Origin of the sequence: Limimaricola variabilis, from assembly GCF_014195545.1 — a bacterium.
GTDB classification, from domain to species: Bacteria; Pseudomonadota; Alphaproteobacteria; order Rhodobacterales; family Rhodobacteraceae; genus Limimaricola; species Limimaricola variabilis.
Window position 1 is genome coordinate 109,868 of record NZ_JACIBX010000007.1, and the last position, 13,342, is coordinate 123,209.

The 13,342-nt window shown below is 67.8% G+C and carries 14 protein-coding genes; 6 read left to right on the forward strand and 8 right to left on the reverse strand.

Annotation, left to right across the window (positions count from 1 at the left end; all coding sequences use genetic code 11):
- Window positions 1-15 precede the first annotated feature (15 nt).
- The 4 genes from FHS00_RS10595 to FHS00_RS10610 form a co-directional block, all read right to left on the reverse strand.
- Complete coding sequence (locus FHS00_RS10595; protein WP_183472861.1) at window positions 16-669, reverse strand: hypothetical protein; 654 nt, start codon at window positions 667-669, stop codon at window positions 16-18.
- A 67-nt stretch (window positions 670-736) separates the two neighbouring features.
- A complete protein-coding gene (locus tag FHS00_RS10600) occupies window positions 737-1,888 on the reverse strand; it encodes a carboxylate-amine ligase (RefSeq protein ID WP_183472864.1) in 1,152 nt (383 codons plus the stop codon).
- Window positions 1,889-1,955: 67 nt separating this feature from the next.
- Window positions 1,956-2,321 (reverse strand): cupredoxin domain-containing protein, encoded by a 366-nt coding sequence (locus FHS00_RS10605; RefSeq protein ID WP_183472867.1) that lies wholly within the window; start codon window positions 2,319-2,321, stop codon window positions 1,956-1,958.
- Window positions 2,322-2,403: 82 nt separating this feature from the next.
- A complete protein-coding gene (locus tag FHS00_RS10610) occupies window positions 2,404-3,903 on the reverse strand; it encodes a CoA-acylating methylmalonate-semialdehyde dehydrogenase (RefSeq protein WP_183472870.1) in 1,500 nt (499 codons plus the stop codon).
- A gap of 114 nt (window positions 3,904-4,017) precedes the next feature.
- On the opposite strand from FHS00_RS10610, the gene FHS00_RS10615 reads away from it, so the two are divergent.
- The 5 genes from FHS00_RS10615 to FHS00_RS10635 all read left to right on the forward strand — a co-directional run bounded on the left by FHS00_RS10615 (window position 4,018) and on the right by FHS00_RS10635 (window position 8,304).
- Window positions 4,018-4,923: a LysR family transcriptional regulator gene (locus FHS00_RS10615; RefSeq protein ID WP_183472873.1), complete on the forward strand. Its 906-nt coding sequence runs from the start codon at window positions 4,018-4,020 to the stop codon at window positions 4,921-4,923.
- A 44-nt stretch (window positions 4,924-4,967) separates the two neighbouring features.
- Complete coding sequence (locus tag FHS00_RS10620; RefSeq protein ID WP_183472875.1) at window positions 4,968-5,402, forward strand: CBS domain-containing protein; 435 nt, start codon at window positions 4,968-4,970, stop codon at window positions 5,400-5,402.
- A gap of 77 nt (window positions 5,403-5,479) precedes the next feature.
- Complete coding sequence (gene coaD, locus FHS00_RS10625) at window positions 5,480-5,974, forward strand: pantetheine-phosphate adenylyltransferase (protein ID WP_183472879.1); 495 nt, start codon at window positions 5,480-5,482, stop codon at window positions 5,972-5,974.
- A 60-nt stretch (window positions 5,975-6,034) separates the two neighbouring features.
- On the forward strand, window positions 6,035-7,342 hold the full coding sequence (locus FHS00_RS10630; RefSeq protein WP_183472882.1) for a L,D-transpeptidase family protein: 1,308 nt from the start codon (window positions 6,035-6,037) through the stop codon (window positions 7,340-7,342).
- Window positions 7,339-8,304: an extensin-like domain-containing protein gene (locus FHS00_RS10635; RefSeq protein WP_183472885.1), complete on the forward strand. Its 966-nt coding sequence runs from the start codon at window positions 7,339-7,341 to the stop codon at window positions 8,302-8,304. The genes FHS00_RS10630 and FHS00_RS10635 overlap by 4 nt, the downstream gene beginning before the upstream one ends.
- A gap of 148 nt (window positions 8,305-8,452) precedes the next feature.
- Here the strand turns inward: FHS00_RS10635 and FHS00_RS10640 are convergent, their stop codons facing one another.
- The 3 genes from FHS00_RS10640 to FHS00_RS10650 form a co-directional block, all read right to left on the reverse strand.
- Entirely contained in the window at window positions 8,453-8,980 is a 528-nt protein-coding gene (locus FHS00_RS10640; protein ID WP_183472888.1) for a GNAT family N-acetyltransferase, read from the reverse strand.
- Window positions 8,981-9,220: 240 nt separating this feature from the next.
- Complete coding sequence (gene gap / locus FHS00_RS10645; RefSeq protein ID WP_183472906.1) at window positions 9,221-10,222, reverse strand: type I glyceraldehyde-3-phosphate dehydrogenase; 1,002 nt, start codon at window positions 10,220-10,222, stop codon at window positions 9,221-9,223.
- A 123-nt stretch (window positions 10,223-10,345) separates the two neighbouring features.
- A complete protein-coding gene (locus tag FHS00_RS10650) occupies window positions 10,346-10,489 on the reverse strand; it encodes a hypothetical protein (RefSeq protein WP_183472909.1) in 144 nt (47 codons plus the stop codon).
- On the opposite strand from FHS00_RS10650, the gene FHS00_RS10655 reads away from it, so the two are divergent.
- Complete coding sequence (locus tag FHS00_RS10655; RefSeq protein ID WP_183472912.1) at window positions 10,488-10,916, forward strand: DoxX family protein; 429 nt, start codon at window positions 10,488-10,490, stop codon at window positions 10,914-10,916. The genes FHS00_RS10650 and FHS00_RS10655 overlap by 2 nt on opposite strands.
- 341 nt (window positions 10,917-11,257) lie before the next feature.
- On the opposite strand, the gene tkt is transcribed toward FHS00_RS10655, so the two are convergent.
- Window positions 11,258-13,273: a transketolase gene (gene tkt / locus FHS00_RS10660; protein ID WP_183472915.1), complete on the reverse strand. Its 2,016-nt coding sequence runs from the start codon at window positions 13,271-13,273 to the stop codon at window positions 11,258-11,260.
- Window positions 13,274-13,342: the final 69 nt, after the last annotated feature.

The window sequence follows — 13,342 nt, forward strand, 5'->3', positions numbered from 1 at the left end:
CAGGAGTGAGGCCTGTCAGTAGCCGGTCGGGCCACCGAACAGCGACGAGTCGGTCTCAAGCGATACCGTCTGGGCCGGGGCCGTGACGGATGCGGGCTCGGCGGCGACGGTCGAGGTCCGGGTGGTCGTGGTGCCGGAGAAGGCGCTATCGGAGGTCGACACGCGATCGCCCTCGATGGTGATCACCGTCGGCCCGGCGGAAGCGGTCGTGGTGCTGGTCACCCGCGCGCCGTCCCGCGTTGTGCGGTTGCCAAGTTCCGAGGTCTCGATGCGCCGGCCATCCTGCAGCGTCGTCACCGGCGGCGCCTCGGCGGGGGTGTTGAGCGTGGCAAAGCTGGCCGTCTCCGGGCGCAGCCGGGGCCGCTGGCCTACGGTCTCGGGAGCATAGCGCACCACCGCCTCGACCCGCTCCGCTGCGGGGGCGCGGACCTGCTGGACCGCCACGGCGGTCCCGGCCCCGACGGCGAGCGGAACGCCTGCTTTCTTCGCCGCCTTGCGCAGCTTCTTCTCGATCTTGGCGGCCTTCTTCGCCCTGTCGCCAGCATTGGCGTCGAGGAGCTGCAGCATCGCCGCGGCATTGCCGTTGATCTTCAGTTTCGGTTTAGCCTCGATCGCCATGGGCGCGAGGGCGAGGGTCAGCGCGGTGCCGATGCCGATGAAGTTCTTCATGAGACTGCTCTCCGATCCGATTTGCATTGACAACCAGCGCGTGCCGTGCCGCGTTCCTTGGCACTCATCACATGGGCGGCATTCCGCCCTGTACCCCCTCCATGAACTCGCGCGACACGCCGCGCAGCATCTCGCGCAGCGCCTCGCGCGGCTCGGCGCCCTTGGCCCGGGCGGCATCGAAGGCGCGGCGTTGCCGCACGGCGGACGAGCCCTGATGCGCGATCCGCCGCGTGCCGCGCAGCTCGTCGAGACAACCCAGCGCCCGGGCGTCGGGCTCCATCATCTCCTCGAGTTCACCGAGCAGCTCCTCCATCGGGCGCAGACGGTCCTGCCCGAGGTCGAGCAGCGTACCCTCCGTGCCGTAGCGCTGGGCCCGCCAGCGGTTCTCCTCGATCAGGAACCGCTCATAGACGCGCCACCGCTTGTTCTCGGTCTTGAGCCGCCACAGCATCCGCATCACGCATTGCACGAAGGCCGCGACCGACAGCGCCTCTTCCATGCGCGGCATGACGTCGGCGATGCGGGTCTCCAGCGTCGGCCAAGCCTCCGACGGGCGCAGGTCCCACCAGATCTTGGAGGCGTCCTCGATGATCTCCGCCTTCACCAGCGTGTCGACCATCTTGCGGTACTCGGCCCAGCTCTCGATCTTCGGCGGAAGACCCGAACGCGGGCACTGGTCGAAGACGTTGAGCCGCCAGGAGGACAGCCGCGTGTCCTCGCCCCGCCAGAAGGGGGATGAGGCGGAGAGTGCCAGCACGAAGGGCAGGAAGTAGCTCGCCTGCGCCATCAGGTCGGTGCGCAGCTCCGGATCTTCGCCCAGACCCACATGCACATGCATGCCGCAGGTCATCAGACGGTCGGCGATGCCGCCGATATCCTCGGCGATCTTGTCGTAGCGCGCGCCCTTGCCGGTGCCGCGGCTCTCGGGATCGCCCCAGGGGTGGCAGGAGACGGCGACGAGGGCGAGGCCGTAATCATCGGCCACCTCGGCCAGACCGCCGCGCAGATGCGCGAGATCGGCCCGCGCCTCGGAGATGTCGGCGGCGACAGAGGTGCCGATCTCGATCTGGCAGTCGCGGAATTCGGGGCTGACATTGTCGCCCAGCCGCTTCTTGGCAGCGGCGAGCATTTCATCGGGCACGGCGGCGAGCTCCATCGTCTCGGCGTCGACGACGAGATACTCTTCCTCGATGCCGAGGCTGAAGGCGGGATCTGACATGGGGCGGGCCTCCGGATTGTTGTCCGGGGCCAACGCGGCGCGGCGCGTCCGAGGTCCGCGAGAAGGCTCAGGCCACCGTTATGCTGCCGCGCATGCGGGGGTGGAGAGCGCAGTAATAGCTGTAGTCGCCGCGGGCGTTGAAGCTCATCCCGATCGTCTGCCCGGTCGCGAGGCGGCCGCTGTCGAAGGCGCCGCTATCGGCGGTAACGGTATGCGGCGCGGCGTCGCGGTTGGTGAAGACCACCGTGTCGCCCGGCGCGACGGTCAGCGTGGCGGGCTGGAAGGCGAAGCCCTGGATGTCGACCTGGTGCATCTGGCCCATGACCGGGGTCGGGGGCAGGGAGGGCTCGGCCGCGGAGCCGCCGGCGCGGGCGGAGGCTGCGAGCAGGGGTGCGGCGAGGATCTGGGCGAGAAGGGAACGACGGGACGGCATGGCGAGCCTCCGATATGTACAAAAAACCATGGGGCAGCATCGCACCGATGCCGCCCCACAGCCAAACCAATTTGCCGTTACGTCAGTCCATCGGCTTGAAGTTGAACTCGCCGCCATCCTTGATGCCCGAGGGCCAGCGCGCGGTGACGGTCTTGGTCCGGGTATAGAACTTGAAGCTGTCCGTGCCGTGCTGGTTCAGGTCGCCGAAGGCCGACTTCTTCCAGCCGCCGAAGCTGTGATAGGCCAGCGGCACCGGGATCGGAACGTTGATGCCGACCATGCCGACATTGACCCGGTTGGCGAAGTCGCGCGCGGCGTCGCCGTCGCGAGTGAAGATCGCCGTGCCGTTGCCCATCTCGTGATCCATGGCAAGCTTGAGCGCTTCCTCGTAGGAGCCCGCGCGCACGGTCGACAGCACCGGTCCGAAGATCTCCTTGCGATAGATCTCCATGTCCGGCGTCACGCGGTCGAACAGATGCGCGCCCACGAAGAAGCCATTCTCGTAGCCCTGCAGGCGGAAATCGCGCCCGTCGACCACAAGCTCGGCACCGGCATCGACGCCCGACTGCACCAGCTTGAGGATGTTCTCCTTGGCGGCCGCGGTCACCACGGGGCCGAAATCGACGTCGTCGCCCGAGGTGTAGGGCCCGACCTTCAGGCTCTCGATGCGCGGCTTGAGCGCGGCGATCAGCCGGTCGGCGGTCTCGTCGCCCACCGGAACGGCGACCGAGATCGCCATGCAGCGCTCGCCCGCAGCGCCGTAGCCTGCGCCAACCAGCGCATCGGCGGCCTTGTCCATGTCCGCGTCGGGCATGATGATCATGTGGTTCTTGGCGCCGCCGAAACACTGCACGCGCTTACCATGCGCGCAGCCCTTGCCGTAGATGTACTGGGCGATCGGGGTGGAGCCCACGAAGCCGATCGAGGCAATGCCCTCGTGCTCGAGGATCGCGTCCACCGCTTCCTTGTCGCCGTTGACGACCTGCAGGATGCCCTTGGGCAGACCGGCTTCCTCCATCAGCTCCGCCAGCATCAGCGGCACCGAGGGGGCCCGCTCCGAGGGCTTGAGGATGAAGGCGTTGCCGCAGGCGATGGCCGGGGCGAACATCCACATCGGGATCATGGCCGGGAAGTTGAACGGGGTGATGCCCGCCGAGACGCCGAGCGGCTGGCGCATCGAATACATGTCGATGCCGGGGCCGGCGCCGTCGGTGTACTCACCCTTGAGCAGGTGCGGCGCGCCGATGCAGAACTCGACCACTTCGAGGCCGCGCTGCACGTCGCCCTTGGCGTCGGGGATGGTCTTGCCGTGCTCGCGCGACAGCGCCTCGGCCAGCTTGTCCATGTCGCGGTTCAGAAGCCGCACGTACTCCATCATCACCCGGGCCCGGCGCTGCGGGTTGGTGGCGGCCCAGCCCGGCTGCGCGGCCTGCGCGATTTCCACGGCACGGTCGATCTCGGCGGCGCTGGCCAGCGGCAGCTGCGCCTGCACTTCGCCGGTGGCAGGGTTGAAGACGTCCGCGAAGCGGCCCGAGCCGCCCTTGACGTGTTCGCCGCCGATGTAATGGGTCTGTTCCTGCATGTCCGGTCCTCCCGAAGAACGGTCTCTGGTTGGGAAACAAGATAGCCTTGCGGAAATGCCGGTGAAAGCGGCAGGATATCAAAACGGTTTTGCATTTTTGCAAAGGGGGCCTGCTTGGAGAACTGGGACGACATCCGCGTCTTCTTGGCGGTGGCGCGCGCCGAGAGCCTGTCGGGGGCGGCGCCGCAGCTCCGGATGGACCCGGCGACGGTCGGGCGCCGGATCGCCCGGCTGGAGGAGCGGCTGGGGGCGGCGCTGTTCGTCCGAAGCCCGCAGGGCTACGCGCTGACGACGCGCGGCGAGCGGTTGGCCGAGCATGCGGGGCGGGCCGAGGCGGCGCTGGCCCGTGCTGCCGAGGCCGGCGCGCCCGAGCGCGGCCTGTCGGGCCAGATCCGCATCGGCGCGCCGGATGGCTGCGCCAATTTCGTGCTGCCGCAGGTCTGCGCGGCGATCCAGGCCGAGAACCCGGATCTCGAGCTGCAGATCCTCGCCCTGCCACGCGTGGTCAACCTGTCGAAACGCGAGGCGGACATGGCGGTCACGGTGAGCCCTCCGGAGGCCGGACGGCTGACGGTGCAGAAGATCACCGACTACCGTCTCAGCCTCGCCCAGCGCGCCGACGCTCCGCCACCCGAGAGCCTCGCCGCGCTCGGGAAGCGGCCGCTGGTCGGCTACATCCCCGACATGATCTTCGACCGCGAGCTGGATTATCTGGGCGATCTCGGGGCGCAGGGCGTGTCGCTCGCCTCGAATTCGGTCTCGGTGCAGCTGCAGATGCTGCGCCATGCCGGCATCGGCATCGTGCACGACTTCGCGCTGCCCTTCGCGCCCGAGCTGCGCCGGGTCCTGACCGACGAGCTGTCGCTGACACGCGCGTTCTGGCTGGTGCGCCATGCCGTGGATCGCCGCTCCGCGCGGCTGTCGCGCTTTGCGCAGGCGCTGAGCGCGGGGGTTCGCGCCGAGGTGGCCCGGCTGGAGGCGGAATGCTTGACAGGAACGCGCGGCGGGCGCGACGGTTGATACATGGCCCCCGGCCATCGGGGGCGCGATAAAGGGAGTGCGCCATGCTCGTGCAACAGATCCTGAAATCCAAGGCCAGCGACGAGGTCGCCACCGTGACGCCCGACATCACCGTGGCCGAGGCTGCGCGGCAATTGTCGGACAAGCGGATCGGTGCGCTGGTGGTGTCGCAGGACGGCAAGCGCGCGCAAGGCATCATCTCCGAGCGCGACATCGTCCGCGAAATCGGCCGGCGCGGTCCGGATTGTCTCGACGAGAAGGTCGAGGCGTTGATGACCGCCAACCCGGTGACCTGCCACCGCGACGAGGTGGCCGACCTCGTGCTGCAGCGCATGACCGAGGGCCGGTTCCGGCACATCCCCGTGGTCGAGGGCGACGAGATGATCGGGCTGATCTCGATCGGCGACGTGGTCAAGGCCCGTCTCTCCGAGCTGTCGATGGAAAAAGATGCACTCGAGGGGATGATCATGGGGCATTGAGCCCGATGCGGCGCGGGGGCTTGCATCTCGCGCCGTCGTGATGTCGTCTGCGCGCGCAACTGCGGCGGGGAGGCGCCATGCGCATCGGACTTTATCCCGGGACATTCGACCCGGTCACGCTGGGCCATACCGACATCATCCGCCGGGCCTGCACGCTGGTCGACCGGCTGGTGATCGGGGTGGCGATCAACCGCGACAAGGGGCCCTTGTTCTCGCTCGACGAGCGGGTGGCGATGATCGAGGCTGAAACCGCGCCGATCGCCGCGGCCTGCGGCTCGGAAATCGTGGTGCACCCGTTCGAGAACCTGCTGATCGACGCGGCCAACGATGTCGGCGCGCAGATGATCATCCGCGGCCTGCGGGCGGTCGCCGATTTCGAGTATGAGTACCAGATGGTCGGCATGAACCGCATGCTCGACAAGTCGGTGGAGACGGTATTCCTGATGGCTGAAGCGCGGCACCAGGCGATCGCGTCGAAGCTGGTCAAGGAGATCGCCCGCCTCGGCGGTGACGTCTCCTCCTTCGTGCCTTCGGGCGTCGAGGAGGCGCTGAAGCTGCGGCTCGGTCTCTAGCACAGGCGGGACCCGTCGGGGGTTTCGGGCGTTGGGGCGCACACGACCGAGGAGCGCCCGATGACCCGCCAGACCCTTTCAATCTCCCTCTCCGTCCTGGCCTTCGCCGCGAGCGGCGCCTTGGCGCAGGACAGCCAGGAGAGCGGCGCCGATATTGCCGCCGAAACCCGCGAGGCGCTCGAGGAGACCCGAGGCGGAGACGCGCCGCAGCAACAGGAGGCCGCTGCCCCGCAGGATGGGCAGGCGAGCACGCCGGACGGCGCTGCGGGGCAGGGCGCGCAGGCAGGCACGACAGGCACGCCCGCCGGCTCCGCCGCCCAGCCCGAGACGCTGCGCATGCTGGAGCAGAGCGGCGCGCAGCCCGTCGAGGCCCAGCAGGGTGCCTCTTCCACGCCCACCTCGACATCCGAGGACACCACCGACAGTTCGGGCCAGAGCGCGGCCGATGCCGGCCCGCCGCGCGACGCGCCGCCCACGCCCGAGGCGATCGAGGCCGTCACCTATGAGGGCGGACCGCTGCCCGACGGGCAGTCCGCGCTCACCGTGAAGACTCAGATCCTGCTCGACCGCGCGGCGATCTCGCCGGGCATCATCGACGGCTGGAAGGGCGGCATGAGCGAGAGCGCCATCGCCGCCTTCGAAACCCGCGAGGGCTTCGAGGTGGACGGGCAGCTCGACAGCCAGGTCTGGGAGGCGCTGAACGCGCAGGAACAGGCGCCGATGATGCAGAGCTACACCATCACCGAGGAGGACGCCTCGGGGCTCAGCGAGCCACTGCCGGACGACTATGCCAAGCTCGCCGAGCTCGACCGGCTGGGCTACACCAGCGTCGCCGAGAAGCTGGCCGAGCGGTTTCACATGGATCAGGGCTTCCTCGAGAGCCTCAACGCGAACGCATCGTTGCAGCCAGGCGAGACGATCACCGTCGTCGATCCCGGTCCGAGGCTCGAGACCAAGGTGGCCCGGATCGAGGTCCGCAAGCAGACCAGCCGGCTCGCCGGTTTCGACGAGAACGGGAAGATGATCCTCAACTATCCGGTCACCATCGGCTCGGCCCAGACACCGTCGCCCTCGGGGACCGTCGAAGTGGTCGCGGTGGCGATGGACCCGACCTACACCTACAATCCGGACCTCAACTTCCAGCAAGGCGACAATGACGAGGTGCTGACGCTGCCGCCCGGTCCCAACGGCCCGGTCGGTTCTGTCTGGATCGATCTCAGCAAGCCGACCTACGGGCTGCACGGCACGTCCGACCCGGATTCGCTGTTCAATGCGGCAAGCCATGGCTGCGTGCGCATGACCAACTGGGATGCCGAGGAGCTGGCGCATCTGGTTTCCGACGGCGTCACGGTCGAGTTCGTCGAATGAAACGGCTGGCGCTGGCCCTGATGCTGACCGCCGGGCCGCTCACGGCCCAACAGGCGCCCGAGACGGCGCCCTCGCCGGAGGCCCGGCCCGAGGGGCTGGCGACGACCGAGGGTGAAAAGGCGCCGACCAGCGTCCCCTCGCCGGAAGCCCGGCCCGAGGGGGAAGAGGGGCTCGACACGCCGGAGCCGACCGGCGATCCGGCCGAAGCCGAAGCCGAAGCCGAAGCCGAAGCCGAAGCCGAAGCCGAGGTTGAGTCTGCAACAGAAACTGAAGCTGAAGGCGGCGCTGAAGCTGCTGCTGATGCCGAAGCAGAAGGCGCAGATACCGACGAGCAGGACGAGCTGCCGGACACCAATGCCGGGGCGCGCGACAGCGTGCCGGCCATGCCCGAGCGGCTCGCTGCCCCGCAATCAGCGCGCGACGCCTGCCGGGCCGAGCTTGTGGCGCTGGGCGCGCGCTTCGAGGAGGGGCTGCCGGTCGAGGATCCCGAGGTCGCCGATTGCGGGATCGCGCATCCGCTGACGCTCTCCCGGATACTGCCCGACGTGGCTCTGGAGCCGCCCGCACCGATGCGCTGCGAGACCGCGCTGGCGCTGGCGCGCTGGGTCGAGGGCTTTGCCATTCCCGCCGCCGAACGGCTCGGGCGCGGCGGGCTGAGCGCGATCCGGCAGGGCACTGTCTACAACTGCCGCAGCCGCTCCTCCGACCCGGAGACGCTGTCCGAGCATGCCTTCGGCAACGCCGTCGACGTGATGTCCTTCGGCTTCGCCGATGGATCGGAGGTGCGGGTTCAGCCGCGCGAGCGTGACGGCACCATGGCCGAGGCGTTCCAAGACACGGTGCGCGCCACGGCTTGCCTCGACTTCACCACCGTGCTGGGGCCGGGCAGCGACGCGGCCCATGCCGATCACCTGCATCTCGACGTCAAGGAACGGCGCGGCGATTTTCGGCTCTGCCAGTAACCCGATGCCTCTGAATGAAAAAGGCCGCCCCGAGGGCCAGCCCTTTGCATTTCGTGGTGCAGGTGAACCATACCAAGGTTCGGAGCGCAGTGTCTGCTCCGAACCCATCGCAGCCGCTGCTGCTTTTCAGCTCAGTAACGACGTCGGTTCAAGAGACAGCGCTCATCACGCGTCCTATACGCAGGATACAAAAGTGTGCGTCCCGAGACTTGCCGCCGATCCGAACTCCGTCCGGATGGACCGATATAGGTTCGAAGCCATGTCGCTTGTAGAACGCCAATGCTCGAGTGTTCTCGACGTCGACGAACAGTTCGAGTTGTTCGATGCCGCGCGTACGCGCCTCGCTCACCACTCCATCCATCAAAACCCGAGCTGCTCCGCACCCCTGATGGGCCGAAGTGACATAGAAGGGCCCGATTTCAGCGCGGTGGCATGTCTGCTGAAGTGTCTCCCTTCGCAGGCCGCAATATCCGACGAGGGACGATGCGTCGAATACGCCCCTGGTGGTACCGTTTTCGAGGATGGACCGAGCTTTCTCAGCAGTCATGGTCTCAGCCTCATCGGCGGTGACGAGGAAGCCGAGCGGGAAGTCACGTACCCCCTCCTTGCGTAGGGCATCCCATGACGCGCCATCCTCGGCTGTCAAAACTCTGTACGTGTAGGGTCGCTCAATCATCATCCCTCTTTCCCCGTAGTTGTCCAATCACGCAGGGTTGCTGATTGATCGGTACATATCTTCAAATGGCAGCTTCGTCTGCTGAGCGGACATCAAGCATATACGACTCCTGAAGATTTCTTCGGAAGCCTTTGCTCGCCGTGCCTTTGAGCTCACAAGGGGCTTCATCGAAGGCTGCACCACGAAGTGCAAAAGGCCGCCCCGAGGGGCGGCCTTTCGCGTTCCGGAGAAGGTAGACGATCAGCCCAGCTTGCCCATCGCCACGGCGGTGTCGGCCATGCGGTTGGAGAAGCCCCACTCGTTGTCGTACCAGGTCAGGATGCGGCACATGGTGCCGTCCATGACCTTGGTCTGGTCGGTATGGAACACCGAGGAGTGCGGGTCGTGGTTGAAGTCCGAGCTGACCAGCTGCTCGTCGGTGAAGCCGAGGATGCCCTTGAGCGGGCCGTTGGCGGCGTCGCGGATCAGCTGGTTGATCTCCTCGACGCTGGTCTCGCGCGCGGCGTTGAAGGTCAGGTCGACGACCGAGACGTTCGGCGTCGGCACGCGGATCGCGACGCCGTCGAGCTTGCCGTTGAGCTCGGGCAGCACCAGGCCCACGGCCTTCGCGGCACCGGTCGAGGTCGGGATCATCGACAGCGCCGCGGCGCGGGCGCGGTAGAGATCCTTGTGCATCGTGTCCAGCGTCGGCTGGTCGCCGGTGTAGCTGTGGATCGTCGTCATGAAGCCCTTTTCGATGCCGATGGCATCGTTGAGCACCTTGGCGACGGGCGACAGGCAGTTGGTGGTGCAGGAGGCGTTCGACACGACCTTGTCTTCGGCAGTCAGCGTCTCGTGGTTGACGCCGTAGACGATGGTCTTCTCGGCGCCCGAGCAGGGGGCGGAGACGAGCACGCGCTTGGAGCCGTTCTCGAGATGCATCGCGGCCTTCTCGTGGCTCACGAAGATGCCGGTGCACTCGAGCGCGACGTCGACGTCGGACCAGGGCAGTTCCTTGGGATCGCGGATCGCGGTGACGCGGATCGGGCCGCGGCCGACATCGATCGTGTCCTCGGTGGTCTTCACCTCGTGCGGGAAACGGCCATGCACGCTGTCGTAGCGCAGCAGGTGGGCATTGGTCTCGACCGGGCCGAGATCGTTGATCGCGACGACCTCGATGTCGGTGCGGCCGGATTCGATGATGCCGCGCAGGACGTTGCGCCCGATGCGGCCGAAGCCGTTGATTGCTACCTTGACAGCCATGGGGGTCTCCTCGGGAATTGCCGGGCTTGGGTTCGGCGCCAAGATCGGCATTTGTGCGCCCGCGTCAACCGGAGATCGCCGGCTTCGGGGGCCGTTGGCGCCACCGGTGGCGCTCACGGTCGCTCAGCGCCAGAAGGCCAGCCAGCGGATCGCCTCGAGGCCGGCCCGCCCCGCCGCCAGAGCGCCATGGCCTTCGAACCAGTAGTGGTCCGCGGCGAAGGCGGCTAGGATGGAGGCGAACAGAATGACCGCGAGGGGGGTGCTCATGCTGGCGAGCCTAGACCGCGAGATGCACCGCGCGCAGCGTCGCTCCGAAGCCCGACTGCGCCTCGACGACTGGCTGTTGCTGATCGGCCGCTTGCTTATGGCGGCGCTGTTCCTTGGTGGCGCCGCACAAAAGGCCTTCGACCCGGACGCGGTCGCCGGGCTGCTGATGGGCTGGCACCTGCCGGGCCTGCTGGTCTGGCCGGCCCTTGCCTACAACGCCGCCGCCGGTGCGGCGCTGGCCTTCGGCGTGGGCGTGCGCCCGGTCGCGCTGTCCCTCGCGCTCTACAGCGCGGTGACCTCGATCTTCCACTTTCTCCCCGACGAGCCCTGGCAGATGACGATCTTCGTCAAGAACTGGGCGATCGCCGGCGGCTGCCTCGCGATGGCCGTCGCGGGAGCCGGTCGGATCTCTGTCCGGCTCGACTGATGGATCGCGCCACGCGACTCGCACGGCCGCCATTCGGGGCCGGTTGTCCCGGTGGGGCTTCTCCTGAATCCGCTCGAGCGGCTGTCCGGCGCGCCATTTCCATGCGAATGGGCGGAAATCTGCTGGCAACGGAGCAGGACTGACGGGGCAGGTGCATCGCCTGCGGTCCGAAGGATCAGCGGAGCGAGAGTTCGACGGGTCACCGAAGCCCGGCATGAGCCAAGCCCACCTCACCGAGCGACCGGGCCGAGCGGCCCAAGCCGCTTAAATGCTTCATTGCCGATGCGAAAAGGGGCGGCCCATATGGGCCGCCCCTCGCGCTGTCGTCCCCCGGCGAGGGTTCAGAGCAGCGACTTCACCTTCTCGGCCACCGCCTCGGCGGTGATGCCGAACTTCTCGTAGAGCGTCTCGGCCGGGGCGGAGGCGCCGAAGCCCTCCATGCCGACGAAGCCCGCCTTGGGCTCGCGGCCGCGCTCGCCCAGAAGCAGGCGATCCCAGCTCTGGCGCACGCCGGCCTCGACCGCGACCCGCACCGGACCCGCCGGCAGCACGCGCTTGCGATAGGCCTCGTCCTGCGCGGCGAAGAGCTCCATGCAGGGCACGGAGACCACGCGGGTGCCGATGCCCTCGGCCTCGAGGATGTCGCGCGCCTTGACCGCGATCTCCACCTCGGAGCCCGAAGCCATGATGATCGCGCGGCGCTTCTCGCCTGCCTCGCGCAGCACGTAGGCGCCTTGCTCGGTCAGGTTCTTGGTCTTGTGCTCGTTGCGCACCGGGGCGAGGTTCTGGCGGCTCAGCGCCAGCACCGAGGGACGGTCGGAGGTCGACAGCGCGATCTCCCAGGCCTCGGCGGTCTCGACCGTGTCGGCGGGGCGGAACACGTAGGTGTTCGGCGTCGCACGCAGCATCGACAGGTGCTCGACCGGCTGGTGGGTCGGGCCGTCTTCGCCAAGACCGATCGAGTCGTGGGTCATCACATAGACCACCGGCTGGTGCATCAGCGCCGAGAGGCGCATCGCGCCACGCGCGTAGTCGGTGAAGGCCATGAAGGTGCCGCCATAGGGGCGCAGGCCGCCATGCAGCGCGATGCCGTTCATCGCCGCCGCCATGCCGTGCTCGCGGATGCCGTAATGGATGTAGCGGCCCGAGCGGTTCTCCGGCGAAAACACTTCCATGTCGCCCGAACGGGTGTTGTTCGAGCCGGTCAGGTCGGCCGAGCCGCCGACGGTCTCGGTCATCACGCCGTTGACGACGTTGAGCACCATCTCAGAGGACTTGCGCGACGCGACGGCCTTGGCGTTCTCCACGGCCTCCTTCTTGAAGGCGCGGATCTTGGCGGAGAGCGCCTTGGGCGCCTCGGCGGCGAAGGCACGCTCGAATTCCATCCGCTTGCGCTCGGACAGCGCGTCGAAGCGCTCGCGCCATTCGGCGTGGGCCTTTGCACCGCGCGCGCCCATCGCCTCCCACTGCGCCTTGACGTCAGCCGGGATCTCGAACGGACCGTGCTTCCAACCATAGGCGGCCTTGGTATCGGCGATCAGCTTCGCATCGGTCAGCGCGCCGTGGCCCTTGGCGGTGTCCTGCGCCGAGGAGCCCAGCGCGATATGCGTCTTGCAGGCGATCATCGAGGGGCGCGGATCGGCCTTGGCGGCCTCGATCGCGGCATCGATCGCCTCCGGGTCGTGGCCGTCGATCGACTGGACGTGCCAGCCAGAGGCCTCGAAGCGCTTCACCTGATCGGTGATGTCGGCGATCGACACCTTGCCGTCGATGGTGATGCCGTTGTCGTCGAAGAACACGACGAGCTTCGACAGCTTCTGCATGCCCGCGAGCGCGATCGCCTCCTGGCTCACGCCCTCCATCAGGCAGCCGTCACCGGCCATGACCCAGGTGTAGTGATCGACGATCTTCGAGCCGTATTTGGCGCGCAGCATCTCCTCGGCGATGGCGAAGCCGACCGAGTTGGCGATGCCTTGGCCGAGCGGGCCGGTGGTGGTCTCGACCGCGTCGAGATACTCGCTCTCGGGGTGACCGGCGGTCTTCGAGCCCCACTGGCGGAAGTTCTTGATCTCCTCGAGCGGGACTTCCTCGTAGCCGGTCAGGTGCAGCACCGAGTAGAGCAGCATCGAGCCGTGGCCGACGGAAAGGATGAAGCGGTCGCGATCCGCCCATTTCGGCGCCTTGGGGTCGAACTTCAGGTGCTTTTCGAACAGCACGGTGGCGACGTCGGCCATGCCCATCGGCATTCCCGAGTGGCCGGAATTGGCGGCGGCAACGGCGTCGAGGGTCAGGGTGCGGATCGCCGCGGCCTTCCTCCAATGCTCGGGATGCTTGTCGCGCAGGGCGGCGATGTCCATGGGTGTCCTCCGGTTTGGCCTCGAAGCCGCGGGCGCGGCCCCCCTTGTCGCGGACGGTATTGACAGGGG

Bases quoted from the DNA above. Each gene is read 5' to 3' on its own strand.
- FHS00_RS10595 (WP_183472861.1), bottom strand. From the start codon at position 669: ATGAAGAACTTCATCGGCATCGGCACCGCGCTGACCCTCGCCCTCGCG.
- FHS00_RS10600 (WP_183472864.1), bottom strand. From the start codon at position 1,888: ATGTCAGATCCCGCCTTCAGCCTCGGCATCGAGGAAGAGTATCTCGTC.
- FHS00_RS10605 (WP_183472867.1), bottom strand. From the start codon at position 2,321: ATGCCGTCCCGTCGTTCCCTTCTCGCCCAGATCCTCGCCGCACCCCTG.
- FHS00_RS10610 (WP_183472870.1), bottom strand. From the start codon at position 3,903: ATGCAGGAACAGACCCATTACATCGGCGGCGAACACGTCAAGGGCGGC.
- FHS00_RS10620 (WP_183472875.1), top strand. From the start codon at position 4,968: ATGCTCGTGCAACAGATCCTGAAATCCAAGGCCAGCGACGAGGTCGCC.
- coaD (WP_183472879.1), top strand. From the start codon at position 5,480: ATGCGCATCGGACTTTATCCCGGGACATTCGACCCGGTCACGCTGGGC.
- FHS00_RS10630 (WP_183472882.1), top strand. From the start codon at position 6,035: ATGACCCGCCAGACCCTTTCAATCTCCCTCTCCGTCCTGGCCTTCGCC.
- FHS00_RS10635 (WP_183472885.1), top strand. From the start codon at position 7,339: ATGAAACGGCTGGCGCTGGCCCTGATGCTGACCGCCGGGCCGCTCACG.
- FHS00_RS10640 (WP_183472888.1), bottom strand. From the start codon at position 8,980: ATGATTGAGCGACCCTACACGTACAGAGTTTTGACAGCCGAGGATGGC.
- gap (WP_183472906.1), bottom strand. From the start codon at position 10,222: ATGGCTGTCAAGGTAGCAATCAACGGCTTCGGCCGCATCGGGCGCAAC.
- FHS00_RS10655 (WP_183472912.1), top strand. From the start codon at position 10,488: ATGCTGGCGAGCCTAGACCGCGAGATGCACCGCGCGCAGCGTCGCTCC.
- FHS00_RS10650 (WP_183472909.1), bottom strand. From the start codon at position 10,489: ATGAGCACCCCCCTCGCGGTCATTCTGTTCGCCTCCATCCTAGCCGCC.
- tkt (WP_183472915.1), bottom strand. From the start codon at position 13,273: ATGGACATCGCCGCCCTGCGCGACAAGCATCCCGAGCATTGGAGGAAG.